The organism is Streptomyces sp. ISL-99, from assembly GCF_018614005.1.
GTDB lineage: Bacteria > Actinomycetota > Actinomycetes > Streptomycetales > Streptomycetaceae > Streptomyces > Streptomyces flavidovirens.
Genome location: NZ_JAGGPC010000030.1, coordinates 108,895 through 135,362 on the forward strand (window position 1 = coordinate 108,895; position 26,468 = coordinate 135,362).

27 protein-coding genes and 1 pseudogene are annotated in these 26,468 nt (G+C 70.3%); 24 read left to right on the plus strand and 4 right to left on the minus strand.

Annotated elements, in window-relative coordinates; genetic code table 11:
- Nucleotides 1-11 precede the first annotated feature (11 nt).
- From J7E91_RS19455 to J7E91_RS36790, 22 genes are all read left to right on the plus strand, one after another.
- Nucleotides 12-770 (plus strand): hypothetical protein, encoded by a 759-nt coding sequence (locus J7E91_RS19455; RefSeq protein WP_214906405.1) that lies wholly within the window; start codon nt 12-14, stop codon nt 768-770.
- Nucleotides 767-1,222, plus strand: coding sequence for a hypothetical protein (locus tag J7E91_RS19460; protein WP_251015920.1), 456 nt, complete (start codon nt 767-769; stop codon nt 1,220-1,222). The genes J7E91_RS19455 and J7E91_RS19460 overlap by 4 nt, the downstream gene beginning before the upstream one ends.
- A 176-nt stretch (nt 1,223-1,398) precedes the next feature.
- Entirely contained in the window at nt 1,399-1,806 is a 408-nt protein-coding gene (locus J7E91_RS19465; protein ID WP_214906408.1) for a hypothetical protein, read from the plus strand.
- A 432-nt stretch (nt 1,807-2,238) separates the two neighbouring features.
- Nucleotides 2,239-3,060: a DUF317 domain-containing protein gene (locus J7E91_RS19470; protein WP_214906411.1), complete on the plus strand. Its 822-nt coding sequence runs from the start codon at nt 2,239-2,241 to the stop codon at nt 3,058-3,060.
- 73 nt (nt 3,061-3,133) lie between these two features.
- Nucleotides 3,134-3,646 (plus strand): hypothetical protein, encoded by a 513-nt coding sequence (locus tag J7E91_RS19475; protein WP_214906414.1) that lies wholly within the window; start codon nt 3,134-3,136, stop codon nt 3,644-3,646.
- Nucleotides 3,647-3,648: 2 nt separating this feature from the next.
- Nucleotides 3,649-4,419 carry a DUF317 domain-containing protein gene (locus tag J7E91_RS19480; protein ID WP_214906417.1) on the plus strand — a complete coding sequence of 257 codons (771 nt, stop codon included), beginning with the start codon at nt 3,649-3,651 and terminating at the stop codon, nt 4,417-4,419.
- 34 nt (nt 4,420-4,453) lie between these two features.
- Nucleotides 4,454-6,244 carry a type IV secretory system conjugative DNA transfer family protein gene (locus tag J7E91_RS19485; RefSeq protein WP_214906429.1) on the plus strand — a complete coding sequence of 597 codons (1,791 nt, stop codon included), beginning with the start codon at nt 4,454-4,456 and terminating at the stop codon, nt 6,242-6,244.
- Nucleotides 6,241-6,699: an XF1762 family protein gene (locus tag J7E91_RS19490; protein WP_214906431.1), complete on the plus strand. Its 459-nt coding sequence runs from the start codon at nt 6,241-6,243 to the stop codon at nt 6,697-6,699. The genes J7E91_RS19485 and J7E91_RS19490 overlap by 4 nt, the downstream gene beginning before the upstream one ends.
- Before the next feature lie 5 nt (nt 6,700-6,704).
- On the plus strand, nt 6,705-7,214 hold the full coding sequence (locus J7E91_RS19495) for a hypothetical protein (protein WP_214906432.1): 510 nt from the start codon (nt 6,705-6,707) through the stop codon (nt 7,212-7,214).
- Nucleotides 7,211-7,972: a hypothetical protein gene (locus J7E91_RS19500; protein WP_214906434.1), complete on the plus strand. Its 762-nt coding sequence runs from the start codon at nt 7,211-7,213 to the stop codon at nt 7,970-7,972. Before J7E91_RS19495 ends, J7E91_RS19500 begins: the two co-directional genes overlap by 4 nt.
- 26 nt (nt 7,973-7,998) lie before the next feature.
- Nucleotides 7,999-8,838, plus strand: a complete 840-nt coding sequence (locus tag J7E91_RS19505) for a hypothetical protein (protein WP_214906436.1) — start codon at nt 7,999-8,001, stop codon at nt 8,836-8,838.
- Nucleotides 8,835-9,560 carry a DUF317 domain-containing protein gene (locus tag J7E91_RS19510; protein WP_214906438.1) on the plus strand — a complete coding sequence of 242 codons (726 nt, stop codon included), beginning with the start codon at nt 8,835-8,837 and terminating at the stop codon, nt 9,558-9,560. Before J7E91_RS19505 ends, J7E91_RS19510 begins: the two co-directional genes overlap by 4 nt.
- 31 nt (nt 9,561-9,591) lie before the next feature.
- Complete coding sequence (locus J7E91_RS19515) at nt 9,592-10,398, plus strand: hypothetical protein (protein ID WP_251015921.1); 807 nt, start codon at nt 9,592-9,594, stop codon at nt 10,396-10,398.
- A gap of 104 nt (nt 10,399-10,502) precedes the next feature.
- Nucleotides 10,503-10,832, plus strand: coding sequence for a hypothetical protein (locus J7E91_RS19520; RefSeq protein ID WP_214906440.1), 330 nt, complete (start codon nt 10,503-10,505; stop codon nt 10,830-10,832).
- A complete protein-coding gene (locus J7E91_RS19525; RefSeq protein WP_214906442.1) occupies nt 10,823-11,107 on the plus strand; it encodes a hypothetical protein in 285 nt (94 codons plus the stop codon). The genes J7E91_RS19520 and J7E91_RS19525 overlap by 10 nt, the downstream gene beginning before the upstream one ends.
- Nucleotides 11,108-11,128: 21 nt before the next feature.
- The gene (locus J7E91_RS19530) at nt 11,129-11,701 is read left to right on the plus strand and encodes a hypothetical protein (protein WP_214906444.1); all 573 of its coding nucleotides are present in this window, start codon (nt 11,129-11,131) and stop codon (nt 11,699-11,701) included.
- A gap of 38 nt (nt 11,702-11,739) precedes the next feature.
- On the plus strand, nt 11,740-12,537 hold the full coding sequence (trpA, locus tag J7E91_RS19535; protein WP_285439104.1) for a tryptophan synthase subunit alpha: 798 nt from the start codon (nt 11,740-11,742) through the stop codon (nt 12,535-12,537).
- The gene (locus J7E91_RS19540; RefSeq protein ID WP_214906448.1) at nt 12,530-12,997 is read left to right on the plus strand and encodes a hypothetical protein; all 468 of its coding nucleotides are present in this window, start codon (nt 12,530-12,532) and stop codon (nt 12,995-12,997) included. Before trpA ends, J7E91_RS19540 begins: the two co-directional genes overlap by 8 nt.
- Nucleotides 12,998-13,195: 198 nt before the next feature.
- A complete protein-coding gene (locus tag J7E91_RS19545; RefSeq protein WP_251015922.1) occupies nt 13,196-13,957 on the plus strand; it encodes a hypothetical protein in 762 nt (253 codons plus the stop codon).
- A complete protein-coding gene (locus tag J7E91_RS19550) occupies nt 13,954-15,225 on the plus strand; it encodes a DNA cytosine methyltransferase (RefSeq protein ID WP_214906456.1) in 1,272 nt (423 codons plus the stop codon). The genes J7E91_RS19545 and J7E91_RS19550 overlap by 4 nt, the downstream gene beginning before the upstream one ends.
- Nucleotides 15,225-16,346: a DnaB-like helicase N-terminal domain-containing protein gene (locus J7E91_RS19555; protein ID WP_214906458.1), complete on the plus strand. Its 1,122-nt coding sequence runs from the start codon at nt 15,225-15,227 to the stop codon at nt 16,344-16,346. The genes J7E91_RS19550 and J7E91_RS19555 overlap by 1 nt, the downstream gene beginning before the upstream one ends.
- 63 nt (nt 16,347-16,409) lie before the next feature.
- Nucleotides 16,410-17,786 carry a DUF317 domain-containing protein gene (locus tag J7E91_RS36790; protein WP_214906460.1) on the plus strand — a complete coding sequence of 459 codons (1,377 nt, stop codon included), beginning with the start codon at nt 16,410-16,412 and terminating at the stop codon, nt 17,784-17,786.
- Nucleotides 17,787-17,958: 172 nt separating this feature from the next.
- On the opposite strand, the pseudogene J7E91_RS19565 reads toward J7E91_RS36790, so the two are convergent.
- A pseudogene (locus J7E91_RS19565) lies at nt 17,959-18,633 on the minus strand (DUF5655 domain-containing protein); the annotation flags it as partial.
- 723 nt (nt 18,634-19,356) lie between these two features.
- Between J7E91_RS19565 and J7E91_RS19570 the strand changes: the two are divergent.
- Entirely contained in the window at nt 19,357-20,418 is a 1,062-nt protein-coding gene (locus J7E91_RS19570; protein WP_214906464.1) for a S1 family peptidase, read from the plus strand.
- Between the two features lie 202 nt (nt 20,419-20,620).
- Nucleotides 20,621-21,532, plus strand: a complete 912-nt coding sequence (locus J7E91_RS19575) for a hypothetical protein (RefSeq protein WP_214906466.1) — start codon at nt 20,621-20,623, stop codon at nt 21,530-21,532.
- Nucleotides 21,533-21,937: 405 nt separating this feature from the next.
- Here J7E91_RS19575 and J7E91_RS19580 read toward each other — a convergent pair whose 3' ends face one another.
- Genes J7E91_RS19580 through J7E91_RS19590 form a run of 3 tightly spaced genes read right to left on the minus strand, consistent with a single transcriptional unit; the run spans nt 21,938 to nt 26,327 of the window.
- On the minus strand, nt 21,938-22,525 hold the full coding sequence (locus J7E91_RS19580; protein WP_214906468.1) for a DUF6262 family protein: 588 nt from the start codon (nt 22,523-22,525) through the stop codon (nt 21,938-21,940).
- Nucleotides 22,522-25,152, minus strand: a complete 2,631-nt coding sequence (locus J7E91_RS36795; protein WP_214906470.1) for a site-specific integrase — start codon at nt 25,150-25,152, stop codon at nt 22,522-22,524. The genes J7E91_RS19580 and J7E91_RS36795 overlap by 4 nt, the downstream gene beginning before the upstream one ends.
- Complete coding sequence (locus tag J7E91_RS19590) at nt 25,149-26,327, minus strand: tyrosine-type recombinase/integrase (protein WP_308376793.1); 1,179 nt, start codon at nt 26,325-26,327, stop codon at nt 25,149-25,151. Before J7E91_RS19590 ends, J7E91_RS36795 begins: the two co-directional genes overlap by 4 nt.
- Between the last annotated feature and the right edge of the window lie 141 nt (nt 26,328-26,468).

The following is a 26,468-nucleotide window of genomic DNA, read 5'->3' on the forward strand; positions in this document are numbered from 1 at the left end:
CGAAGGACACCATGCACGACCACGACACCTCCGAGCGCCTCGCCTCGTACGCCGACGTCCTCGCCGGCGAACTCCCCGACGCCTGGACCAGTTCCCACCTCCCGCCGGACGCCAAGGACGACCTCGCCGAACTCGCGGACCGGATATGGGACCTGGACCTGGTAGCCGCCTCCCTCGCCGAGCGTCCGCTTCAGCAGGCGGCCGTCCTGAGCCGCCCGGACGGCGCGCAGCTCGTTCTACTGGACCGGCACGACGAACGCGACGGGTTCCTTATCGCCGCCGTCGCCCCGCGCGCCCTGCCCGACGAGGCGTACCGCGCCGTCCCCGAGCCCAACGGCATCGCCCTGGCCGACGATCCGTTCCTGAGCGCGGAGCAGGTCGCCGAGGACCTGCTCGCGCGCTACGACACCGCGCTCGCCCAGGTCCGCCACAACGCCCTGGGCGGCCTCCAGCCCTCCCAGGCGGACCGGATCGTCCTGACCTGGCAGCCCGACGGCAGCGTCGCCACCGCCCCGGTCGATGACCGTGCCGGTGCGATCCTCATCGCCCACGGCTTCGCCCAGGACCCGCAGAGCGGCATCTACCGCCTGGGCAGCGACGACACCCAGGCGCAGGCCCGCGCCCTGCAAGCGATCGGCCCCCAGCTGGAAGCGATCGGCATCGGCACCGGCCTGCAGCATCCCGCAGGCCGGACCGCACCCACGTCCGCCCCGGCTTCCGTGCCGCCGGTTCCGGCGGGCACCCGCACACCGGCCGCCCGCGGGCGATGAAGCAGACGGAGCCCGACTTCTGGGTGCTGGAGTACGTCACCATCACCAAGGATCCGCGCAGCGGCCTGGTCGTCGCCATCGGCGGCACCGAGAAGGCGGCGGACATCCTCCAGCGAACCGGCGGGTTCCTCTCCGCGGCCGGACCTCGCGGGGACTATCACCGGCTTCCCCACGGCCTGCCCGTCGAGCAGCAGCGTCTGAAGGCGACCACCGCCTCGCACGGCCTGCTCGCCGCCGGACACAGCTTCCACCTCGACCCCGCGCTGAACGCGCTGGCCACCCCGGACGGCGAACACGAGGCGGCCCTGCGCTACCTCGCCCATCTCGCCGAGCGGGTCGCCGCCGCCGAGACCAGCAGTGAGGTGGCCGAGGACTGCTGCCCCTCACCAGAGAAGTCGTCGTCCGTGCCTGGATCACCGCCAGTGACCTCCAAGGGGCCTCGCCCGGCGTGAGGAACCGGAGCCGATCGCACGGCTCGGGGACACCGCCAGCTCCATGAGCCAGGCCGCCCGCCTCATTCTCCACGCCCGCAACCACGCCGCCCGCGCTCCGCAAACGGCGGCCCCCACACCGCCGCCGGGTTCAACGCCCCCAGCTTCCCGGCGGCGTTGAACCCGGAGAGAAGTACATGGCCAACCTGGCCGACGAATACGGCACGGACGTCGAGATCTACATCAAGGCCCTGACGACCACCATCCACGCCGACACGCCCACCGGAGCCCCCGCCGGGCTCCACGACCTGCTGGAACAACTCGGCCTGGAACGCCACGAATACCCCACGGGCGGACCGCTCTACATCTGGCACACCGTGCCCGAACACCTCGGTGCCGACGAGCAGAAGCACCTGGCCACCCGCGCCATCCCCGCCCTGCTCCTGGCCGGATACGAAGTCAACTGCACGCCCGACGTCTTCGACGAAGCCGCCTACCGGCAGGCCGTGCGCGACATCCGCACCCATGCGGCCCGCCCTGCCGCGCAGCATCCGGCACCGGCCAGCTCTCCCTCACGGCCCGCGCCGGCCCGCCGCACCCCGTAAGCCCCCCGGGTGGCCCCGGCACCGCGCCGGGGCCACCCACCGAACCGCCCCGACTCCCGGAGAAACCCGTAGCAAGCCGCACACCCCTACAGATCAGCAACCGGCTCAAACCCCGCCTCGCGACCGCCCTGTTCCGCCGCTACCTGCGGGCCTGCATTGCGACCGGGCCCGACCGCGCCTCCCCGCTGGCCGGCGCCCGCCCGGAGGCCGTCCTCGCAGAAGCACAGCGCGTCGGCAACCGCCACTGCGCGCCCTCGCCCGCGCCGTACAGGACCACCCGGCCACGCCGCGCACCGCGCAGGTCGACCTTCTGATCACCGAGCTGCGCACGGCCGCGTGGGAGCTGGCCGACCAGCACACCCTCCACTATGCACTCGACGATCTCCGTGACCTGTACGGCAGTTCCCCGGTGAGCGAGGAGGGGTGCTGCTGGTGCCGCTGAGCGAACGGCAGCTCGGCGCCTTCGCCGACAAGCACGCCTGGCAGATCCCCTTCGACACCAGCCCCCGCCACCTCGCCGGCCCCGGAGACGCCCGCCACATCACCCACGGACTGGCCGCCGCCGGATGGGGTGCTGTCTCCGACCCCCTGAGCGCCGAGATCGTCCTGCGCAGTCCCGACCTGCGCCACCAGCTCCAGTTCGACCCGCAGTCCGCCACCTCCGCGTGGTGGCGGCTGCGGGCCGAGTCCGCCGACGGCAATCCCGGCTGGTACGCCGAGTTCGGTGAACTCGTGCCCGCCGAGGTCCTCGCAGGCTTCACGGACGCCCTCATCGTCCCACCGCCACAGCAGTCGGACCCGTGGCAACCGGTGAGCTCGGCGGGGTGGCACCGCGACTCAGAGAGCACAGCGCACTCACCAGACTCCATGTGTCACGTCGAACTGCGCCCGTTGAGTGAATTCCGCGACCGGCCGTCCTGGCACGTCGAGACCCGCGAGCCCGGCCACGGCGAGTTTCCCGGCCCCCGCATCTGGCACGCCTACTTCGGCGAGCACACCCCCGCCCACCTGGTCGGCTCGTTCCTCACCGCACTTGCCGACCGTAGCCCGCTCCAGCGCGGCATGTACGACCGCACCGCCCACTACAGCGCCGTACAGGAGCCCAGCCCACTGCGCCCGCAGCAGGTGGTCGACGCCCACACCACGCGCATCGAATCCCTCCGCGCGCAGGCACGCTCCGCCCGCCGGCAGCAGACGAAACCCGCGACGACCCCGGCGAACGCCGCCACCGTGCACCAGGCCGCCCGCCGCTGAACCGACAGGACTGCACCTCATTCCCGCCGACCACCACGCACATCGCGACTTCCTCCGCCACCTCGACCACTACGTGAGGGACAGCAAGAAGATCCTCGACGCCTGGGACGCGTACTCCGACGAGCACACCGACCTCGACGGCTGGCCCCACGACGACCACGCCTACGGCATGCGCGCGAGCCAGCGCGACGCCGACACCGCCGAGGCGTTCGAGCCGCTCCGCTACGGCGCCCGCCATCTGCTGGCCATGGCCGAGACGCAACTGGCCCAACTGCCGGAGAACACGGTGCAGGGCCGCTGGGTCTACCAGTTGGGCGTCCTGCGCGATGCCCTCGACCGGCTGGACGAACTGCACGAGCAGTGGCTGGGCACCCGAGACGCCCTCCCCGCCACCGCCAAGGCCGGCACCGCCGACTTCGACGACGCCCTGGCCGAGCATCACGCCGAATCGTGGAGCTACCTCGACGACTGGGCCACCCACGGTAAGGCGGTCCGGGAAATCAACACCGCCGCCCGCAAGGCACGTTCGCCGCTGGCCCCCGTACCGGCCCCCGCGCCCGCCCGGCGCACTGCGGCACGGAAGTGAACATGCCCCCGACTCCCGAAACCGTCGAGGTCGACTTCATCACCCCGCGTCACCTCGCGGGCGGCGGTGACCCCGCCTGGATCACCGTCCCGCTCGTTCGCGCATGCGGCTGGAGCCACGGCAACGACCCCCTGATGCCGCGCGTCCTGCTCTCCAGCCCCGACCAGAAGGCCCTCCTGCGCCTGGAGCCCGTCCCCGACGGGCAGTGGTGGACGCTCAGCCACGCCCCGCAACCCGGCAGACCCGCCTGGTACGCGAGCTTCGGCGGCAACACCCCGGTGGAACTGATCGCCGCCTTCACCGACGCCCTCACCGCCCCAACGCCCGCAGACACGCCGACCGATCCATACGAGCCACTCGCAGATGCCGACTGGTGCCCGGTGTACGGCAAGAAGGGCATCGTCTCGCCCGACAGCAACGCCCGGGTCGAACACGTCGTCAGCCGCAGCACCGATCACTGGATCGCCACCACCGCCGTCGGCGACCGCCCCCTATGGCAGGCCCGCTTCGGCGAACACACCCCACCGCACCTGATCACGGCGTTCACCACGGCCCTCGCCGACACGCTCCCCGTGGCTCGTACGGACAGCCCGCACAGCCTCCCCACCCTCAACCCGGACCTCATCACCCGCAGGTCCACCGAGGTGCCCGCTGTGCGCGTCGCCTCCGCCCTCGAAGAACGCGTCCGCACCCTGGCCGCCCGCCACGCCACCCCGGCTCCGACACAGCGACCAGCGCGACAGCCGCCGTCCACGAACCGCCGCAGTCGCTGAAACCCTCCGCCCCCCGTCCGGAAGCACGTAGCCCTTGCCCCCTTCCTCCTCCAACAGCAACACCGACGGGTACGACCTCGTCCTGCGGCTCATGCTCGGCGTGCTCGCCGTCGTCGTCCCCCTGTCTCACCTCGCCTGGCTGTCCGGCAACATCACCGCCCACCTCACCGGAGGCACCTGGGCGAGGTACCAGCCGACCAACGCCCTGCTCCATCCCGAGCAGGTCTGGCCCGACGCAGGAGAAACGTCCCTGCTGATCGGCGCCCGCATCGTCCCCGTCGTCCTGCTCCTGGCCCTCGGGGCAGGGGCGGGCGTCCTGTGGGCCCGGCACAAGAACCGGAGCGGCGGCCGAAAGAAGATCACCGACATGGCCAAGGCCCGGGACATCGAGCCGCTGATGGCCAAGGCGATAACCGACAAAGCCCGCTCCCTGCGCCCCAGCCTGAAGAACAGCAAGCACATCGCGGCGAAGGACACCGGCATCCTCCTGGGGAACCTCCAGGGCAGCCGCCACGAGGTGCGGATGGGGTTCGAGGACGTCGCCGTCGCGATCATGGCGCCCCGCTCCGGGAAGACCACCTCGCTCGCCATCCCCTCCATGCTCAGCGCCCCCGGCCCGGTCCTGCTCACCTCGAACAAGGCCGCCGGCGACGCCTTCACCACCGCCTACGAGGCCCGGGCTGCGGCGGGGGCGGTGTGGACCATGGACCCGCAGCAGATCGCCCACGCCGCCCGCGAGATGTGGTGGAACCCCCTCGCCACCGCGAAAACCCTCGACGGCGCCGGTCGGCTGGCCGGCCACTTCCTCGCCGCGAGCGTAGATGCGTCCCAGCAGGGCGACTTCTGGTCGAAGGCCGGCAGCAACATCCTGTCCCAGCTCCTGCTGGCCGCGGCACTCGACGACCGGCCCATCACCGACATCATGCAGTGGCTGGCCTTCCCTGCCGACCGCACCCCGCTCGACATCCTCCGCGACCATGACTTCGCCGCCGTCGCCGCCCAGCTCAAGGGCACCGTCGAGGGCCCGCCGGAGACGCGCGACGGCATCTACGAGACCGCCCGCCAGTACGCTGCCGCCCTGCTCAACACCGAGATCGCCGCATGGGTGACGCCGCAGAAGGACGTCGCCGAGTTCCGGCCCGCCGACTTCGTCACCTCCACCGACACCCTGTTCCTGCTCAGCAAGGACGGCGGAGGCGGCGCCTCGGCACTGATCGCGGCATGCGCCGACTCGGTCATGCGCGCCGCGACCGCGCAGGCCGAGCGGGCAGGCGGACGCCTGGATCCGCCGATGCTGGCGATCCTCGACGAGGCCGCCAACGTCTGCAAGATCAGCGACCTCCCCGACTTGTACTCGCACCTCGGCAGCCGCGGGATCATCCCGATCACGATTCTCCAGAGCTACCGGCAGGGTCAGAAGGTGTGGGGTGACGCGGGCATGGACGCTATGTGGTCCGCCTCCACCGTGAAGGTGATCGGATCCGGTATCGACGACCCCGACTTCGCCGACAAGCTCAGCCGTTTGATCGGCGACCACGATGTGGAGACCACGTCCACCTCGCACTCAGACTCCGGGAAGTCGACCTCGGTCAGCATGCGGCAGGAGCGGATCCTGCCCGCCGACGCGATCCGCGCCCTGCCCAAGGGCACCGCCCTCTGCTTCGCCACCGGCATGCGCGCCGCCATGCTCGACCTCCGGCCGTGGTACCAGGAGCCCGGAGCGCAGGAGTTGTCCGCCGCGTCGGCCCGCGCGTCGCAGGCGATCACCGCCCGCGCCGTGGCGAAGCACGCGCCGACACAGTCCGGCTTCGGGAAGGCCGTGTGAGCGATGCACGGCTGCACCTGGTGCCGGTCCGCTCACGCCAGGCGAAGGACTTCGTGCGCGCCTGGCATCGCCACCACCTGCCGCCCGCAGGTCAGATCTTCGCCGTCGGCGCCGCCGACGAGACCGGCACGCTGCGCGCCGTCGCCATAGTCGGCAGACCCGTGGCCCGTCACCTCGACGACGGCGCCACCCTCGAAGTCACCCGCACCGCCAGCGACGGCACCCGCAACGCCAACTCCCTTCTGTACGGGGCGTCCTGGCGCGCGGCGAAAGCCCTCGGATACCGGCGACTGATCACCTTCACCCAGGAAGGCGAGAGCGGGGCGTCCCTACGCGGTGCGGGCTGGCGCCTGATCGCCAGCCGCCCGCCCCGGGCCGGATGGCACACCCCCTCCCGCCCTCGCCTCGACCACGGCAACGACCACGTCGCCCGCTTCCTGTGGCGAGCCCCCTGACCCACGTGCCTGGAGACGACCTGCACACCTACGAACCCCCCGACCTCGACGACATGTCCCCGCGCCAAGCCGTGGACGCCGTGACCGCGGACATCCGCGACCACCGCATCACCGCAGACGGCACCGGCATGTTCAACACCACGCGGCACATCGGCCTGCTGTGCCACCTCGCCGCCCGCATGGCCGGCGACGCCGAGTACCAGCTCGCCCCCAACAGCGCTGGCCTCCCGCCCGCCGAGAACCTCAGCGCGAGCGCCGGCCACCTCGGGAAGGCCATCGCTCACTACACCCAGGCCCTCGCCCCGCTCCTCGTCCTCACCACCACGGCGCAGGACACCCTCCAGCAGCAGCTCGACTCGCTCGACCATCACAGCCGCCTGCGGATCCACCTCGATGACGGCGGCCGAGCCCTGGCGGCGGCCCGCACCGCGCTGGAAGCACCGCGGTCTCCCGCTGCTGCGTGCGCACCTGCTCCGGCACCGCTGCGCGCCACGGCTGTCCGGCGCCGTGTATGACGACACCGCCCAGCGATGATGGTCTGCTGTTCGATGTGGCCGCCCCGCCCACGCCGGTCGAACGACTGCTGCTGCTCGCCAACCAGTACGTGCTGCACAACGACACGCTCGACCGGCTCCTGCGGGCTGGTTCGCCGTCCGAGCCCGGCACCTACGTCGCCTCCGCACAGCAACTCGCCACCGCGACCCGCGCCGCCATCACAGCGGTCACCGACGAGCGGCTTTTTGAGAGTCACGAGTTGTCGGACGCGGTGGTCCGCCTGCAGCAGCTCGCTTTCCTGAGCAGTGCTTCCACGGACCATCAGCTCCCGATGGCCCGCACGCTGACCGCCCTGGCACCGGCAGCCGCCGTGAGCTGCGCCGACACCGTCGCCCGCGAAATGAGACGCCGCCGTGGGGCCACGCCCGCCGCCCCGGACCACCGGCTGGCCGCTACGCACCACACCGCCTTGTGGGAGATCGCCTGCGGGAACGTCGTGGCGACCAACTCCCTGGGACGGCAGTACGTCCACTACCGCGACGAGCGCGTCCTGATCGGCACACTGCGGACGCTAGAGGCGAACAGACTCGCGGAACGTGTCCCGAAGTCCGCGCCCTCCGCCTACGTGGGCGGACCGCTCCAAGACCGCATCCGTCTCACCTCCGCCGGCACCACCGCCCTGGCCGCCGCCATCAGCAGCCCTCCCTCCAGCGGAGCGCCGGGCACGACACCCGCACCCGCGCCCGCCGCCGCGAAGGCAGCCACCCGAAGCCGCTGACCGATCTACCGGAGCCACCCCACCCCATGACCCCGACCGACCTGACAGAACAAGCAGACCAACTGCGTGCTCTGGCCCGCGACTTCGAGGCCCTGCACGCCCGCGTCCGAGACGTCTCGTACACGCCCGGCACCGACGCACTGCGCCAGATCAGCCCGCTCCTGCTCAAGGCCCAGGACCTGACGGCCATCACCCTCGTCCGCCTGGGCGCTCTCGATAACAGCGCGTACACCAACATCGCCGGCAGCCGCGCCAGCCTGGAGTGCCTGGCCTCGGTCGTGGTCGCCTCTTCCCTGGCCGGCCAGGACCTCGCCCTCGCGCTGTACGCCAACCCCTACGAAGGCGCACCGTTCCCCGGCTACCCCGTGGACGACGCCTCCGTGCGCACCGTTCGCCACGCCGAGGCCATCCCGAAGATGACCGGCCACCTCGCGGACGCCGCCCACCAGCTCGACCTGAGCGCGACCGGCTGCCACTACGTCGCCACCGGTGTCACCCGCGACCTCACCGCCGTACGAGAAGCAGCGGCCACCGCACAGCGGGCGGCCGGCCCCGCACTGACCGGCCCCCAATACGACGCACTCGAAACCTTTTCCCTCGGCAGTTGCCGACTCTATGAGATGGGGCTGGGCGTGACCCGAGTCGCCACCGACGACGGCGCCCGCGTCTCCATCGCCACCTTCCGGGCCCTGGCCAAGCGCGGGCTCGTCGACCGGGACACCAGCACCTCCCTGTTCCGCGGGCAGAAAATCACCGTCACCGAAGAAGGACAGCAGGCCCTCGCCAGACCACGCCCCGCAGCCACGACCGCGACCCCCGCCAAGGCCGTTCCCAAGCCTTCTGCGGTACCGGGAGCGCGCCGGTGACACACTTCGAGCCCCGGGACCGCGTCCTGGTCTCCCCGCGTCACCTGGCAGGCGCCGGGATCGACCGGCTCGTCGACGCGATCGGACCACTGATCCACCTCTTCGGCTGGCCGAGCGAGCACGAGCGCGCGAGCGGACGCATCACCGTCAGCAGCCCCGACGGCAGCCTGTTCGTGAACTTCAACTCCCGTCACACACACGGACAGTGGTGGTCAGTCGCGCACCACGAGCCGTTCTGGGAAGCCCGGTTCACCCGGCAGACCCCGATCGAGGCCATCGTCGCCTTCACCCAGGCCCTGCCCCAGCTGAACGGTGACGACCGCCACATCGAGCGGATCCCGCTCACGACGAGCAACCTCGCGCAGATCGCCGACCTGAACCACTGGAGCGGCGAAGGCGGCATCGTCGTCTCACCCGACGGCCACTGCCACCTGCAACACACCCCCGGGGAAGAGACCGCGTGGCGATTCCGGCACCACGTGTACGACGGCTTCGACACCCACTGGGACGCCTCCTTCACCCAGGACACCCCCGAACGGCTCGTCGCCCAGTTCTTCGCCCATCTCGCGACGACCACCCCGGTCGAGCGTGCCTTCCGCGACGTCCCCTACCTCGTGCAGGACCTGGAAGACGCGCTCATCACCCCCGTCCGCGGGGCCACGGTGAACCCGCACGTCCACCACGCAGGTGCCCAGCTCGACCGTGCCGTGCGTCGCCGCTGATCCCGCCGTCGAACGGAACCCTCCACCCCCGATGAACAACCCGACCGCGCCGGCCGAGCACCTCCTGCTCCTGGCCTCCGACTTCACCCGCCACAACGACGCGCTGACCCGGCTCCGCCTGACCGGCTCCAGCCCCGCCACCGCCCTCACCCATCAGACCTCCCTCACCCAGAACCTGGCCAATTCGGCGCTGCACATCGTGGACGTCCTCAACGCGCAGCCGATGTACCACAGCCCGGCGATCCGCACCGTGTACGCGCGGGTGCGGCAGCTCGCCCACCTGGCCACCGACGCGGCCGACCATCTCCTGGACGCCGTGGACATCCTTGACGACACCCGCGCCGGGATCCCCGTCCAGGGCGAGGGCCCGCTCCTGACCCACGAGCAGGCCCTCGGCGAGGCCGGCAGCCGCCTCGCCCTCGTACGGGACCTGACCGCACTCGGTGCCCCCGATGCGCTGGCGCCGGCCGAGCTGTTCGTCACCGAGCGGCGCCGCCGGGGTGTCCACCCACTGCATCAGCCGCCTGCGCTGTCTCCCGCGCAGGACGCCGCGCTGCGCGCCGTCGCGCAGGGCGAGGTGACGATCGCCGACGACAAGCCGTACGCCCGCCGCGATGACATCCGCGTCTCCATCAGCACCATCCGCTCCCTGGAGTCCCGCGGGCTGGTGGCCCGCGAACCATGCCCGCTCTGGCTCCACGACGAGCGCGTCCACCTCACCTCCAGCGGATACCGCGACCTGGCCGCCACCTTCGGCAGGCCACAGCCTCCGGCGCTCACCACGGCCCGCCCGACCAGCCGACCAGTCACAAACGCGGCGCGCGCGACGACCAGGTGACCCACTTACCCCTCTCCTCCTGCCCGGCTGCGCACCCCCGAAGCCGCCCGTCCCCACCTGCGGCGCCCCGCCTGGCATGCCACTCACCAATTCCCTGGACCACCGTGCCTCTTCTGGACATCCCCGATGTATTCATCGGGTCCACCGATGACGGACACACCTTCGTCATCCTCAACCGCCCCATCCGCGACGCCGAGCGGCTGCTGACCGAGGCCGGCTTCCTCGCCCCTGAACACCTCGGCCGCAGGCTCTACCTGCTGCCACCCGGCACCGCGCAGGACACGCACGAGCGCGCCGGAATCGCCATGTACGGACTCCTGGCACACACACCCACGACCTCGTCGACCTTTCCTGGACGACCCGCTGGAGCCCCAACCCTCCGGCCGGCGACCCGGACCTTCACTTCCAGTTCACTGACGACACCGTGGCCGTAACCGCCGCGACCGCCACCGGCCGGTCCCTGTTGGAGCAGCACGGCTTCATCCCTGCGGCAGACGGTTCGTCCTACCGCCCGCGAGACGGGCTGGACGAGCGCGGACTGCTCGGCGTCGTCACGGCTGCCGAGGCGCACGCATACGCCGACGGTCTCAGCGCCCGCGTCGACCTCGGCATCCCCACGCCGCCAGACATCCCCGGCGCTGCCCGCCGCTCCTCGGCTGCCACCCCCAGCCCGCGGACCGCGCCTTCGGCCCGTCGCCGCGCTCGCTGACCACGTCATCACCGCCATCCAATGGGAGTTACCACGTCCTCCGACGCCCCGACCGCGCATGATCTCGCCCGTGCCCTCGCCGATCAGATCCGCCCCGGTGCCGCTCCCCGTGACGTGACCGTCCACTTCGGCATCCGCCGGCTGGCGGCGGCCCAGTACGACTACCGCTCCCGCGGTGGACCCGTGACGGTCTACGCCCAGGCACTGCACGCCGCTCTCTACGGCCTACCCACGCACGACGAGCCGCTGCCCGCGGCCCTGGACGCGCTCCTGCAGGCCACGCACACCGCGACCGCCCCGGGGCAGCAGACCGCGGTCCTGCGGCAGGTCGCCGAGCAACTGCGCAATGCCGCCGAGATCCTCCAGCGCTACCAGTACCGAGCCCAGTGGGACCGGTTCCCGGACGATGTCGCCGAACAGCTCGCGGATGCCCACGACCAGGCCCAGCAGATCGCCGAGGCCCTCGACCGCGTGGCTCCCGCCTTCAGCGACCGGCCTACCAAGGACACCGCGCCCGGCCTGCGAACCACTCATGGCCTGAGCGCCGCCGCTCCTGCGGCCTCCCCGCCGTCACCGGCCGCACGCCACCGCTGACCTGCGGCAACAGCCCACCCCGCCGAGAAAGGCACCTCCTGGCCACCGCCGACTCCCTCCACAGCCTCCTCACCCAACCTCGTTGCGCGCTGGGCGTGTTCGTCCCTGCCGGGCTGCACCCGCCCCACGTCGAGCGCCTTCATCTCGACCAGATCGCACGGGCAGGCGCTTCCCTGTTCGAGGTCGGGCTCGCCCACCATGACGCCGGCCTCGACGGACCCGTCATCAAGGCGGCCTATCGCCGCGCCCTGCGCCGCGGGAACCTCCTCGACCACACACTCCGTACGGTCGAGCACGCCGCCGGCCTGCGGCCCACCGTCGTCATGACTTACTGGGAACCCGTCAGCCGGCACGGCCCCGAACACCTGGCCCGCCTGTTTGCCGTCGCCGGTGCCGCCGGCGTGATGGTCGTCGACCTGCCCGACCACCAGGCAGCCCGCTGGCAGGCAGCAGCGAAGGACGCGGGCCTGCACGCACCTCGCCTCGTCCCACGTCACAGCACTGGCACCGACCTCGCCCGTGTGGCCGCCGAGGCGTCGGGATGGCTCTACGCGCCCGCGAGCACGGCTCCCACCGGCTACAACGGCCCGCTCGACATCTCGGCGCTCGCCGACTTCACCGAGCACCTGCGCGCCGCGAGCCCACTGCCCGTGGTCTCGGGCGTGGGGATCTCCACCCCCGCCCTCGCAGCACGCGTCGCGCCGCTGGTGGACGCCGTCGTCATCGGCACGCCCATCGTCCGCACCCTGACCACCGACCCCGATCAGGCCCCTGCACTGACCGCCGCCTTCGCTCAGGCCCTGACGCCGAGCACCTTTACGGAGACCCGTGCCTGACCGCTTCGCCCCGGCCCAGATCCTCGACCGAATCACGGCTGACAGCCTCGCCCTGCACCGGGCTCTGCGCACCCCCGCTCCCGACCACGCAGCCGCGCTGGCCGCGCGGATCACCGACGCTCAAGAGCTTGCCGGCACCGCCCTGCGGTTGTTCCTCGGCCTCGCCGAGCACACGCCGCACCCCTCGTCCGCGGATCTGTTGCTCCTCGAACGGATCGCGCAAATCGCCAAAGCCGCCCAGGACGCGGGGGCCGAGCTGACCGCGGCCCTTGCCCGCTCTGTGGAGAACCGGCGCCGCCGAGCCGAAGCGGCGTCAGGACGGGTCGTCCTCATCGGTCCGTCACCACAGCAGTTCATCGAGTCGGCCACCGACCTCCTCGACCGCATCCCTGCCCTCTACCGCGGCATACACCGCGACCGGCTGATCCCGCCCAGCCCGCTTACAGACCAGCCGCACTGAGGGCACACCCCAGATTCCCCACCCCCAGGACAGAACATTTCAGATATTCCCCAGTTCCGCGCCCTTTCCCTCGGTGCGGGAGTTCAATCCAGCACACTCCTCGCCCTGTCGGCCGAAGGGATTCTCCCCAGGGTCGACTACGCGATTTTCGCCGACACCGGATGGGAACCCGAAGCGGTTTACACCCACCTTGACCGCATGGAAGAGGAGGTAGCCAAGCCCGCCGGAATTCCAATCCTGCGCGTGTCGTCCGGAAACATTCGCAGCGACGCCCTGAACCCGAATCACCGATTCGCATCCATGCCCCTCCACATCCTCAATAAGGACGGGCGACCTGGGATGACCCGAAGGCAGTGTACCGGCGAGTATAAAATTAAGCCGATAAAGCAGAAAGTTCGCGAACTGCTCGGGCACCCCTATCCTTCACGCATCCCCAAGGGAGTGTTCGTCGAGCAATGGGTGGGAATCTCCACTGACGAGTTCCACCGGGCCAAGGATGCCGACGTCAAGTACATGCGCAACCGGCATCCCCTTCTGGACATGTCCTGGAGCCGGGCCGACTGCATTCGATACCTTACCTCTCTCGGGCTTGCCGATACGCCAAAATCGAGTTGCCTCGGATGCCCGTTCCACGGAAATGCGCAATGGCGGCATATCAGGGACACCTCTCCGTCCGAGTGGGCGGATGTCGTCGAATTCGACGCGGCCATCCGGCAGGGCAATGCCCGCGCCAACGCATCGGGCAACCGACTGCTCGGCGAGGCATTCCTGCACCGCTCCCGCGTTCCCCTGGACCAGGCCCCGATCGACCATGTAACCGCAGCCGAACGCGCGGCCCTGCACATCGGCGCGGACGAGGCCGACGTACTGGAGAACGGCGTAGAGGACGGCTGCTCGCCCTGGGCGTGCCGCGGCGACGCCGACGCACTGACGCGGGACGACTTCGGGCTGGCCACGTGATACTCGACCTCTTCGCGGGTCCGGGAGGCTGGAGCAGAGCACTGCATGTCCTCGGCGTACGAGACGTCGGACTGGAATGGGACCAATGGGCGTGCAAAACCCGCGCCGCGGCTGGCCAGTTGACCATCCGCACCGACGTGGCGATGTATCCGACACGGCCCTTCATCGGCCGCACCCACGGCGTGATCGCCTCCCCGCCGTGCCAGGCGTGGAGCATGGCCGGCAAGCGCCTCGGCCTGCTCGACCAGCCACTGGTGCACGCGGCAGTCGAGGACCTCGCCGCCGGACGCGACACCCGCGAACGCCTCCTCGCCGCCTGCCGCGACGAGCGCTCCCTGCTCGCAGCCGAGCCGATGCGCTACCTCTACGCCCTGAACACCGTCGGCGAGCCCGACTGGGTCGCCATGGAGGAAGTACCGGACGTCCTGCCCTTGTGGAAGCAGTACGCGGCCGTCCTGCGCGGGTGGGGGTTCTCCGTCTGGTACGGGATCCTCAACGCCGCCGACTACGGCGTCCCGCAAACCAGGAGGAGGGCGATACTCCTGGCCTCCCGCGTCCGTACGGCGCAGCCGCCCACGCCCACGCACTCCCAACTAGCCGAACCGGATTCACTGTTCGGCCCGGGCCGCACCCGCTGGGTCAGCATGGCCGAGGCCCTCGGGTGGGGCGCGACCGACCGCCCCGTCCCCACCGTCTGCGCCGGTGGCGGACCCGGAGGCGGGCCCGAACCCTTCCCCTCGGGCTCCCGCAAGGCGCTGTCCGACGCCCGGGAGCGGGGCACCTGGACGCCCCGGGCGGAGGGTGTGGTCCTGCAGTCCCGCCGCGAAAGCGCAGGATGGGCGGCGCGACACGGTACCGGCGAGAACCGGGCCGCCGACGCTCCGGCGCCGACGTTCACCGCCGAGGCGCACCGCTGGTCCTGGTCCCTGCGCAGCAACAACCAGGCCAACGCCACCGTCCGTCCACTGTCCGAGCCGGCCGGCACGCTGTTCTTCGGGCACCGAGCGAACGAGTGCACCTGGGTCGCCGAACCGGCCCCGGCACCGACCGAGGCCACGGATACACCAGCGGTGCCGGAGCCCATCCGGATCACCGCCCGCGAGGCCGGCCTCCTGCAGATCTTCCCCGCCGACTACCCCTGGTCCGGCAACAAGGGCCAGCAGTTCTCCCAGATCGGCAACGCCGTACCCCCGCTGCTGGCCGGCCACCTCCTCGCCCCACACCTCGGCGTCGCTCTCGACCCGAACGACTTCACCCTCGCCGCCTGATGTCCCGCACCCCCGAACCCGACGAAGACGACCTCGACGCCATTGCACCCCCGCAGCCGGTGTTCCACGTCGAGCAGGCCCTCCTCGGCGCCCTCCTCCTCGATCCCCACCGTCTCGGCGACGTGACCGGCATCGCCACCGACTCCTTCTCCACCGCCGCGCACGCCGCCTTGTACGCCGCGATCAGCACCCTGCCGCCGCCCGACCCCGCCGAGCACGCGAAGAACACCAAATGGCTCGACCGCGTCCTCGCCACGGGACGCGAGCAGGCGCGCGGACTGACCGCCTCCTACCTGCACACCCTCATCCAGGTCTGCCCCTGGCCCCGCCACGCATCGGCCTACGCCCGCATGGTCGAGGCCGAACACGCCCGCCGCCGCTTGCAGACGGCCGCCGAACACCTCGTCCAGACCGTCCACGACGCCTCCCCCCCGCACCCCGTCCAGACGGTGCTCGCCGAGGCCGACACCCTCGGCGCAGTCGTGGACAACATCGCGAGCCGCTTCCCACCCCGTGCCGGAGTGCTTCCCCGCACCGCGGTACCGCCGCCGGTCGCGCCCGACCGCAGCGAAGCGGTCGAAGAGGAACAGCTCCTGCTCGCCACCGCCACCGCCCACCCGGCCGACATCGATTCCGTCCGGTGGCTGCTCCCCGACGACCTCACCCTGCCCCTGCACGCCGGCCTGTGGCAGTGCCTGACCGCCCTCGCCCGCCGCCGCGAGGCCGTCGACCCCGTCACCGTCCTGTGGGAGGCCCAACAACGCGGGCTGCTCGACGACGGAAGCGAACCCCGCGACGTGATCCGCCTGCTGGCCGAACCAGCCGGCTCCCTGGAGTACTGGGGCGAGCGCACCCTGCAGCGCTCCCTCCTGGCCACCGCCGATCAGGCCGGCCGGCGCATCGAGGCGTACGCCGGCGACCCGGCGAACACCCCGTTCCAGCTCGTCGTCGGCGCCCGCCGATCCCTCGCCGACATCGCCGCCATCCGCACCCGCTGGCAGCACGCCACCGGACCCGTGCCGACGCGACGACCTCGACTTGCGCCCCCCACTCGCGCCGGGCCGCCGACCACCACCGCCGCCGTCGCGCACACCGCCCGCGCCGCGCGAGCCACCCGATAGCACCCCGCACACGCCGGTGGCCGGAACCGAAGATCCGGCCACCGGCAGAAGAGACGACACCCCGTGACACCCACACACCCCATCGACGCCCACGTCCGCCTCGACGTCCACCCCACTCATTCCAGCGCCGTGACCGCCACCCTGACCGGCACCCAGGCCCGCATCGCCCACATGGGCCTGGAGGCAGCCGACTGGACCGTCGTAGCGGACAACGTCCTGGCCCTGGTCCGCATCGACTCCGAGGAGCCCTACTGGGCGCAGGACGCAGCCAAGCACCTGACCGCCGAGGGGATCACCGTCGAGATCACTCCTCGACTCCGGGAGGCCATGGACGAGGAGTGGACCTGGGCCAACTACCCGATGCCCTGGTGCACCCGCAGCGAAATCCGCGAGGTCTCCAACGAGGCCCAGAAGATCCACGACGACATCCGCCACGGCCAGCTCCTCATCCACGCCCACGCCCACGACGGCCAAACCACCGTCGCGGTCGGTACCTACCTCCACCGCACCGGCAAGTCCGTCTACCTCCACGGCGAGGACCACCTGCGCCAGGTCGCTGACACCTTCGACTCACCCGCCCAGGCCCTGCTCGCCTTCGAGAAGGTCCACGGCGCGGAGATGTGCCCCGGCCCGGCACCCCTGACCGACACCGAGCGCTCCGCCGCCGAAGCCCGCACCCCGCTCGCTCTCACCGCGGCCGAGCCCGAACCGGACCCGCCGGAGCCGGAGACCGTCCCCGTCTACCTGGCCGACGCCGGCGACCACGACGCCGTCCTCGACGGGTTCCTCAACGCGCACGGCGAGTTCGAGCGGTGGCGGACCTGGTCCGACGAGACGACTCACGCCATCCACGAGTCCCAGACCCTGCGCATCGAGCGCGTCCACGAAACCCAGGCCCGCGAAATCGCGTGGACCGTGGCCGCCTACGAGACCCCGGTCTCCGACCGCATGTGGGTCCTCACCGCGACCGGCGCCACCCCCACCCCGGTGCTGCAGGAACTGCTGAACCACCTCGCCGACGGCGACGGCTGGGACACGGCAATCGGAGCCCCGGTGGACGAGAAGACGGTCACCGCGGCCACGCAGCCGCTCTCCGACGCCGGGTGGAAGCACACCGTGGACGGACGATGGATCCGCTGGACATCCCCCGCCGGGGACGCGGGCGTCCGCTTCGACGCCTTCACCGCCCAGCACCCGAGCCAGAACCTGGCCACCTGGACCATCTGGGCCGGCCCCGACCCGGACCGGCCCACCTGGGCCATCACCGCGTCCCCGCACACCCCGAGTTCGCTGCTGTCCGACCTCTCCGAGACCCTCGCCCACGAAACCGGACTTCGCCGCCCCCAGACCGCGGGCACCGGACGCAGGACGAGCATCGTCACCAGCCCACCGGCCATACCGGCGGTCGCGGCCGGTCCCGCCACCAGCCGTTCACGCTGATCATCGGGATCCGAGAGCGGGGCAACATAGCGCGGGATCGCCGGTTAGCCAAACCGGCGATCCCGCGCATCATTGATAGTCCACCGCCACGTCCCACCCGCACGTCGAAAGGCATCACCCCACGACCTCAGAGCAGCCACGAAGCGGCCACGGCCGAGAGGCCGGCAGGCGATCACGCCGCCGCGTAGCTCGCCCGGAACAGATCCTGCGCCCGCTCCACGTCCCTCGGAGTGCGGAGCTGAACCTCCAGATCACCCGTCCCGTGGTGACCGAGCCCGGACACGTCCCGGGTGAAACCCGGAACGAGGTCCACGTCCGCCGGATCGGCCTTCAGGTAGACCAGCAGCTTGCTGCGCTGCGGCGGGCAGAGGCAGGCGAAGTTCCGCAGCCGCTGATACGCCCGGTACGTTTTGCGCTCAACGCGGTTCACGCCGTCACCGAGCCCGAGGAGCGCCTCGTCGACCGCGCTCGCCAGCTCCACCATCGACGCACCCTGGACGTCGGCTGCCGCCCGGGCAACCGTCTGACGGCGTGCCCGGCGGCCTACCTGCATGCCGCCGCTCACGGACGCCACGGTCTCAAGGCCGAGCAGGTCGCTGCCGAAAAGTCGGTAGCGGACCAGGTCGATCGAGCGCCGGTGCTCGCGCACGGCGTGCACGTCGTAGCGGGTGAAGTCACCTGCGATACAGATCAGGCGCGGTCCGCTCCACAGGACCTGGGTCGCGGCCGTCACCCCGAGCCGGTCGCGGACCAGGTGCTCGAACTCTGCACGGTGGTCCATCAGCCACGCCAGGTAGAAGAGACCCTGGTTGATGACGCCAGCGTCGACACCACGCTTGTACTCGACTTTACCGACCGCAGGAGCTCGCGAACCGGCTCTGAACTGCGACGACTCATAGACTACATGTCCGCGACGGCGAGTTGTTGGCCGTTGTTGGAGCTCGGGTGCGTTTCTTCTTGAGGGACCCCACACTGCCGACCAGCACGGACGTGGTCGGTGCTGGGAACTCGGCGCGACCTCCTGTGCCGCGCTTGCCGCAGACGCAAGGTGCTAACCAGGTATTTCTTGTCCCTCCAGAAGAAACGCACCCCAACCGCGACGCGTCCCGGCCCAGCGCGCGCGTCAGCTCCTGCGCGGACACCGGTCCCGCAGCCGCCACGACCGCCGCGAACACCTGCCGGTAGGCCCCGGGCAGGGACTGATCCATCCCGGGCTGCCAGACCGGCGGGCGCGGGTCATAGCCCGGGCGCAGGACGGGGACAGGAAAGCCACAGATCATCGAGCTACAGCACGGTTCACCACCACGCTCTGATTCATACGTAGGCGGCGAGGCCAAGACACTTTTCCGTGGGGACTTTCCGGCCCGCAGCTTGTGGATTCAAGCCAAACGTGATCAGCAAGCGGAATTGTCATGTCCAATTCACTGCTCGGTCACCTGCTGTCGCGAGTCTCGCCCGAGCAGGCGGATCACAGGGAGCGCAATCCAACTTCGACAAGCAGGGGGCATACATGCGAAGACGTCATCACGCGTACCGAGGGATCATAGCGACGGCGGTCGGCGGGGTTCTCATGCTGACCACACTTACCCCCGCCCATGCAACGTCGGCACCGCTCACCGAGCCGGCAGAGGTGGCGGCGATCGCCGATCGGCTGGGCAACAAGCGCACAGCCGGCATCTACTACCAGGACGACCAACTCGTTGTCGCCGTTACCGATCAGGCCGCGGCAGAAACCGTGCGAAGCGCTGGGGCGGCAGCGGAGGTCGTCCCACACAGCGCGGCCGAACTCAGCTCCGCCAAGGCGGAACTGGATCAACTGGCGGGGATACCCAACACTTCCTGGAGTATCGACCAGAGCAGCAACCGGGTGAACGTAAAGATCTACGACGGGGTCTCCGACGCCGACAGGACTCGAATCGAGGAGTCCGTTTCCGGATTCGGGGACGCGGTCGACATAACCAAACACTCCGGCAAGATCGAATCGACCGCGTACGCCATGCGCGGCGGCCTAGGCATAGTTTCGAATTTCACGTCAGGCGGAACAAACTGGACCAAGACCTGCTCGGCCGGGTTCAACGTGCAGAATTCCAGCGGTAAGAAGTACATGCTTACCGCCGGCCATTGCATGGAGGGAGGCGCTGTCACCTGGCGCCGCAGGAGCGGGGACATTCCCCTCGGAAGGGCCATCGACTGGGCCTACGGCAACGACGTGAATCAGTCCGACTACGGAGTGGTGGAGTACAGCAACAGCGACGTCGCGCCGTACGGAACGATCCAGTACAGGGACGGCTCGGAAGGGCAGATCTCGCGTTCCGCCTCCGCGTTCGACGGGGAGAAGGTGAAGCGCGTGGGGACCATGAGCCAGGACCTCGTGGGCATGGTGCTGGCGACGGACGCGACGGTCACCTACTCCGACGGCACCACGCTCCGCCACATGATCGAGGCGAGCAACTGCACCGTGCATGGTGACAGCGGAGGACCCCTCTTCAGCGGTGAGACGGCGCTGGGCATCAATTCGGGCGGCAGTTATGCCGACAAGCCATGTGGGGATTCCGACAGCCAAGCGGACCGTTCCAGCTTTTACGAGCCGGTATACAAGGTGCTCTCCTGGGAGGGCCTGAAGGTCTACTAGGCCACGGACGACCTCTCGCTGCCTGCGGCCCTGCGGTCCTGCGACACCAACGCAGATGCAGCAGGCGGCGAGAGGCCGTGAGTGAACCCGGATGCGCCCCTCCGCGTCGAAGGTGTGGGAGTGGGTCAGCGCTGGGCGCTGAAGAGTCCCCGCGCCCTTGTGTTCCATAGCTAACCCCTCGTCGACCGCCACAGAGGACTTCATGAATACGCAACCGAAGCGCTCCGTCTGCATGCTGTTGGTATCACTCCTGAGCACGAGCCTCCTTGCTGGTTGCGGCAATGATCAGCGCACAGACGATGGTCATGCGAACGATCAGTCGCTGCGCATGCAGGAGAAGCGCGCCCGTCAAGTAGCCGATGCCTGGCGGGCATCTGCGGCCGCCGCTGCCTGGGCGCAGGGCTACTACCCGATGGCCGACGCGGTGCAGAAGCCGGAATCCGGCTGGCGCAGCAAGGCAGACGAGCGAGCCTACGAAACGAAGAACTTCGTCCTGGGCGGCAATCTGCCCAGCACAGCCCCCGCCCTCGGGAAGGTGGACTGGGGAAACGGGAAAGATCTCACCCGCCCACTGATTGAGGCAAAGAAGGCATACCAGTCGTTCGCCCTTAACCGCAGCGCCGGACCCCACCTGACCGTGACTGGGGCCCGGCTCGGTACGACAACCATCGTGACAAGCCGCGGCAACGCAACCGTTCCCGCATGGTTGTTCACGCTGAAGAGCTACGACACCCCGCTCAAGCGTGTCGCCGTAACCCCGTCAAAGCTTCCCAAGCCGCCGATCGGACAAGCCCGACAAGGGGCTGCTGGCGGCCTCAGGAGCATCGCCCGGCTGGCCGGAACGGCGGCAGATGGTCGCTCCATAACTGTGAAGGCCACTCACGGATCCTGCGACGACGGCCCCATCGTCAAAGCGCTAGAGACAGATGAGAGCGTAGTACTGTACGCCTCCATCAAGGGGGCCGAAAGCGGCACATGCCCCGCCGACATGATCGAACAAAACATGAGGGTCGAACTGTCGCAGCCGCTCGGTGACCGCCTCCTCCTAGACGCCCTCACCGGTCGACCAGTGCCGTTCGGAGACCCTAAAGGGACCGCACCGAGCTGGACGTAAGCGCAACATCGGATGGCGCCCTCGGCGGCGTCGAGGCACCGGACGCTGGCGTGGCCGTCGGCGAGACCTATCTGGACGATGCCGTTGCCTACAGACGGCAAGCCGGCCGTCGCCCTTCCGGGGGCGATCGGCGGCCAGACGGTGTTCCCGCTGTGCAGAGCGTGGGCCGTGGGACTTCCCTGTGCCAGGACGACGGCCCGGTCCGGGGCAAGTGCGATGGCGTCGACGAATCGGTCATAGTTGTACCTCCACGGCTCGTTGCTGAAGTGATAGGGATCGGACCATTCCGCCCAGACCCATTTTCAGAGAGCCCCAACACCGTTGCTGTAACTCGCCGTGGACGTCTCATGGGATGGCCCGTCCACCGGGAGGGAGGACGGGCCATGAAGTGGCTGGGCGGGAGGATCAGGACTTCGGTGCCGGTTCGGCGATGCGGGCTTCGAGGTCGGCGACGCGCCGGTCCTGGAAGCGGAGGTTGGAGCGGGCGGCCTTGAGTCGTTCGTCGAGGGTGCGGTTGTCGGTGGTGAGCTGGCGGACGCGCTGTTTGAGGGTGGTGTTCTCGGTGGTGATCCGCTGGATGGCATCCTCGGTCCATTCGGCCTCCAGGTCGCGTATCTGGCCGAGGAGTTCGCCGATCCGGGTGCGCTGGGCGAGGATCTCGGCGTGAGCGGCTTTGAGGGCGTCCTCGGCGTTCAGGGCGCGTTCGCGCCAGGTCGCTTCGCGTTCGTCGTCCTGTTCAGCGAGCGTGCGGGATTGGTGTTCGCCGGCCTGAGCCATCGCTGCGGCGACCGCGGCTCTGGCCTCGACGTTGTCGTAGAGGAAGGTGCGTGAGACGTCCGCTCGGCGGGCGATGGCGGCGACGCTGACCTGGGCTTTCTCGCGTCGGAGCCGGGCGATGGCCTGGTGGACGCGCTTGAGGGCGGCTTCGGTCTTGCGGCGGCGTGCGGCCAGGGCCGCCGCGGTGCGGGGTTCGGGAACAGTGGCGGTGTTCATGCAGCGTCCTGTTTGGGGTCGTCGCCGTCGGCTGTGCACGTATCGCTGTACTCGTCCTGCTCGTCGCTGCGCGCGTCGGCGAGGTCGACGGCGCGGAAGGCGGTGGACCACACGCGGTGGAAGTAGTCCTGGGGTTTGCGCAGGTCCAGGGCGAGGGCGTCGTCGAGGAGGCCGAGGCCGGCCAGCGCCTTCTCCAGGCCGTCGATGGCGCGGGCGGTGGGCTCGAAGTGGCGGTGGAGGTAGTCGGCGGTGGCGTCGTCGGGGGCGCGCTCGGCCAATAGCCGCCACTGCTCGCGCTTGCGACGCCAGTAGAGCAGGTCAGCGCCCGAGAGGACGAACTTGTCGCAGTTGTGGCAGTCGAGGTTCCAGGGGCAGGCGCCGCCGTTCACGACAGGCTGGAAGGTGCAGAACCCGCCCTCGGCGGGAGTACTGCGGCGAGAGAGGTCGATGGCCAGGGCCTGGGCCTGCTCGCGGGTGAGCGGGGTGGTGTCGCTGGTGAGGAGTTCTCCGGGATTCGTGGTGCCGGGTCCGGCGACCCACACGTGCTGGAGGACGTTCTCCAGGTCCGACTGGGTCAGGTGGACGTAGTGCTCGGCCATGCGGTCGGAGACCTGGCCGAGGTAGCGGCGGATGTGCGTCAGGGTCGCGCCGTGCCGCAGCAGCCGGGTGGCCAGCGTGTGCCGGGCCTGGTGGGCGACGTAGTGACCGCCGAGGTCAAGATCGGCGAGCCAGCTGCGGAATCCGGTGTGAAACCAGGTGTAGGACAAAGCGCGGCGGCCGTCGGGGTTGAGGATGTCAGTGGGGAACAGGGCCAGGTGAGCCCGCTCGGCAGGAGTGGGTGGGCGGCCGGCGTGCCGGTCGGCGTAGTGGGTCAGGGTCTTGCGGCGGCGTTCTTCGAGCCGGTCCAGGAGATGATCGGGGATGCGGACGGCCGCGTTCAGGTTGCCGACCTTGGTCTGGTCGTGCCAGAGCAGGGGCAGCCCGCCGTAGCGGCCGACGCAATCCAGGCGGAGCTGGAGGACCTCTCTGGCGCGCCGGCCGGTGACGATGATGGTCTCCCACACATCCCGCAGGCCGCGGTCGTGTGGGTCGTGGCCGTCGGCGAGCTGCTGCAGGTTGGCCTCGTCCGCAAGCGCGCGGGCGACCTCGTCGGGGAAGGGGTTGCGGCGGCGGGGCGTGCCCGGGCCGCCGACTGGCATGGCGGCGATGAAGGCGCGGTCCAGGCCGATCTGCTCGGCGTTGCCGCTGTCCAGCGCGCCGCGCAGCAGGGCCCGGCCGTAGTTGAACACCATCCGGCGCGAGTTCTCGGTGACCTTCGACTTCCGCCCGTCCAGGCGGGCCTGGCCGCGGAAGGCCAGGCCGAGGCGTTCGCGGTTGCGCAGGTCCGCGACGAAGCGGTGGACGTGCTCGCCGCGCAGCACCGTGGGATCGTGGCCGCCGCCCGGCGCCTCCGCCTCCAAAAACGCGGACAGTTCGGCCGCGGCGCGGCGCACGAAGTCCACCGGCTGCGCGCTGCGCGGGCAGGTGGGCGAGCGCAGCACGTCGGCGATGTGGTCCCACAAGAGGTCGCGCAGCCACGGCTGGGAGATGCAGGTCAGGTCGACGTAGCTGGAGCGGTGCGGGAAGCGCACCCCGAAGTGTTCGGTCTCGATGTAGCCGGCGTCCCGGGTGTCGGAGGGGGTGAAGTAGATCTTCCGCAGGGCCTGTTGCATCTCCTGGACCATGCGCTGGTGGTAGGCGCGGCGGAAGACGGATGCATCCAGGCCGGCCAGGGATTCCACGTCGCGGCGTTGGCATTCGTCCGCGAGCGACTGCACCCACGTCAGGTGCCACACGGCGACGGGTTGCAGGCCGTGGACATGCATGCCCCACTGGAACTCGGCCCTCAGCAGGGGCCGCAGCCCGCGCAGGTTGACCGTTCCGGTGCGGTGCACCGGCAGCTGTGCGCGGCACCAGGCACGGAAGGCGGCCTGGTCCTGGCAGGTCACTGGCACAGGGCGATCACGGCGCTCGTAGGTGGCGAAGAAGTTCTTTGGCGGCTTTGCCCCGCCCGGGCGCCCGGCCCGGATGTAGCCGCGCTCGTGCGCGCCGCACAACCCCAGCGGCGAGGCGGCCAGTTCGTCGCACACGTCCGCGCCACACTCACCGTAGCCCGGGAGCGACGGCTGGTCGGCCAGCCACCGCTCGAACTCCCCCTCGTTCACACGTCCTTCGGGATGCCGCTTCAGGTGGCTCAGCCACCGGTTGCGGTGCCGGAAGCACAGCACCAGCTGCAGGCTGAACGCCGGCCGCTGCGGGCAGATCCGGCACATCATCGCCTCCGGCATCTCCGTGGCCGGCAGCGGCTCCGCGGTCCGCAGGAACTGAGCCCGGCTTATGCCGCGCGCCTCCGCCTCCTGCCACTGCTCGGCGTGCACCGAGCACATCGCGTAGCGCCGCCAGCGGGGCCGCGCGCAGTCGACGACCGTGCAGCTCCACGGATAGACCGGGTGCGTCGGCGGGATCTTCAGCACCCCGCCGCGCAGCACCGGGTCGAACTCGGGCCCGTTGATCAGCGCGGTGAGCACCTCCAGCCGGTCCCGTCGCGTGCGGGCATCCTGCTGCGGCAGCAGCGACGGCGCCGTCACTTCGTCTCACCCCAGACCGTGCGCAGAGCGGCATCGAAGACCGGGTCGTGGACATCGACGTGGCCGTAGACCTCATCCACCATCGCGGCCGAGGCCCAGCCGCCGGCGTCCCTGGCGATGAGCAGGTTGCCGTCGGCGGCGTCGAGAACCGCGGAGGTAAACGAGTGCCGGAAGGCATGGGGCTTCACGACCCCCAGTCCGGCGCGTTTCCCGGCCCGGCCGAGCATCCGCCGGGCCCCGACCGGCGCCCACGGCTGTCCGGTATCGGCGCCGTGCAACTGAACCAGGAGCATGCCGTGCCCGGCGCCGCGCGGGTACTCGGTGGTGACGTACTCGAAGTAGGTGTGCACCATCGCCGGGCTGACCCGCTTGATCAGCCCACCGGTCACGAAGCCGTGCTCAACCCGCCACGGCTGCTTACTCTTGGCCTCGGCCCGGTTCGGATTGCCGGGCCGGTGGCAGACGTGCAGGTGGGGGGCGCGGCACTCGCCGCAAGCCGCGTTCTCCCGCAGGTGCAGGTCGACCAGGTGCAGCCCGCACAGCTCACCGATCCTCAAGCCCCCGTCGGCGAGCCAGGTGACAACCAGCCGGTCCCGGGCGGCGTTCACCGTCTCCAGGAGCCTCTCCCGGGCGCCGTCCGGAAGCATCTTCGGATGCCGGCGGTGCGGGCCCTTCGGCGCCAGCGGGTTGGTGGGCAGCGACGACTTCACATGCCCGAGGAGCGAACGGCGCCGGTCCACCCGCGACGGCAGCCGGGACTTGTCGAGCTTCTTGCCGAGCTCCCCGTTCACACCGAGGGAGGACTGGTGCAGGTAGAAGCCCTTCAGGCAAGCCGCCGCGGTCGACAGCGCGGAGTGGCCGTAGGGGCGCTTGCCGACCCGCCACGGCTCGCCGAGCGGCATGCGGACCTCGGCCCCCACCAGTCCCATGTACCGTTCCACATCCCGCAGTTGGACCGCGGCGAAGGCCAGGCACTCCCGCTCCAGCCACCGCAGATGGTCCACCAGCAGATACGCGTACGTCCTCTGCGTTCCCGAACCCTCATGCAGACGCAGGAACCGGTCCGCCTCCGTGTGCACCGTCCCCTCGGGCCACACGATCGTCCACGACCGCCGCCCGTCCTTCCGCTCGATCTGCTGGACCCGCAAGTCCCCGACCACCACGTGCCGTGCCACTCGTCCTCCGTACCGACTCCAGAACATGACAGACGCCCCGGACACGGTCGGTAAACAAGCCCGGGACGACCTGGTCACAGTCCCAGACGGACATCACGGGCAGGACTACCTACGGTCGGTAAACTCGACGATGACCGGCGA

Excerpts from the sequence above, each read along its gene's own strand:
- J7E91_RS19570 (WP_214906464.1), top strand. The coding sequence starts at position 19,357 with ATGCTGACCACACTTACCCCCGCCCATGCAACGTCGGCACCGCTCACC.
- J7E91_RS19515 (WP_251015921.1), top strand. The coding sequence starts at position 9,592 with ATGAACAACCCGACCGCGCCGGCCGAGCACCTCCTGCTCCTGGCCTCC.
- J7E91_RS19480 (WP_214906417.1), top strand. The coding sequence starts at position 3,649 with ATGCCCCCGACTCCCGAAACCGTCGAGGTCGACTTCATCACCCCGCGT.
- J7E91_RS19530 (WP_214906444.1), top strand. The coding sequence starts at position 11,129 with ATGGGAGTTACCACGTCCTCCGACGCCCCGACCGCGCATGATCTCGCC.
- J7E91_RS19555 (WP_214906458.1), top strand. The coding sequence starts at position 15,225 with ATGTCCCGCACCCCCGAACCCGACGAAGACGACCTCGACGCCATTGCA.
- J7E91_RS19455 (WP_214906405.1), top strand. The coding sequence starts at position 12 with ATGCACGACCACGACACCTCCGAGCGCCTCGCCTCGTACGCCGACGTC.
- J7E91_RS19580 (WP_214906468.1), bottom strand. The coding sequence starts at position 22,525 with ATGAACACCGCCACTGTTCCCGAACCCCGCACCGCGGCGGCCCTGGCC.
- J7E91_RS19575 (WP_214906466.1), top strand. The coding sequence starts at position 20,621 with ATGAATACGCAACCGAAGCGCTCCGTCTGCATGCTGTTGGTATCACTC.
- J7E91_RS19505 (WP_214906436.1), top strand. The coding sequence starts at position 7,999 with ATGACCCCGACCGACCTGACAGAACAAGCAGACCAACTGCGTGCTCTG.
- J7E91_RS19500 (WP_214906434.1), top strand. The coding sequence starts at position 7,211 with ATGACGACACCGCCCAGCGATGATGGTCTGCTGTTCGATGTGGCCGCC.
- J7E91_RS19465 (WP_214906408.1), top strand. The coding sequence starts at position 1,399 with ATGGCCAACCTGGCCGACGAATACGGCACGGACGTCGAGATCTACATC.
- J7E91_RS19545 (WP_251015922.1), top strand. The coding sequence starts at position 13,196 with ATGGAAGAGGAGGTAGCCAAGCCCGCCGGAATTCCAATCCTGCGCGTG.
- J7E91_RS19460 (WP_251015920.1), top strand. The coding sequence starts at position 767 with ATGAAGCAGACGGAGCCCGACTTCTGGGTGCTGGAGTACGTCACCATC.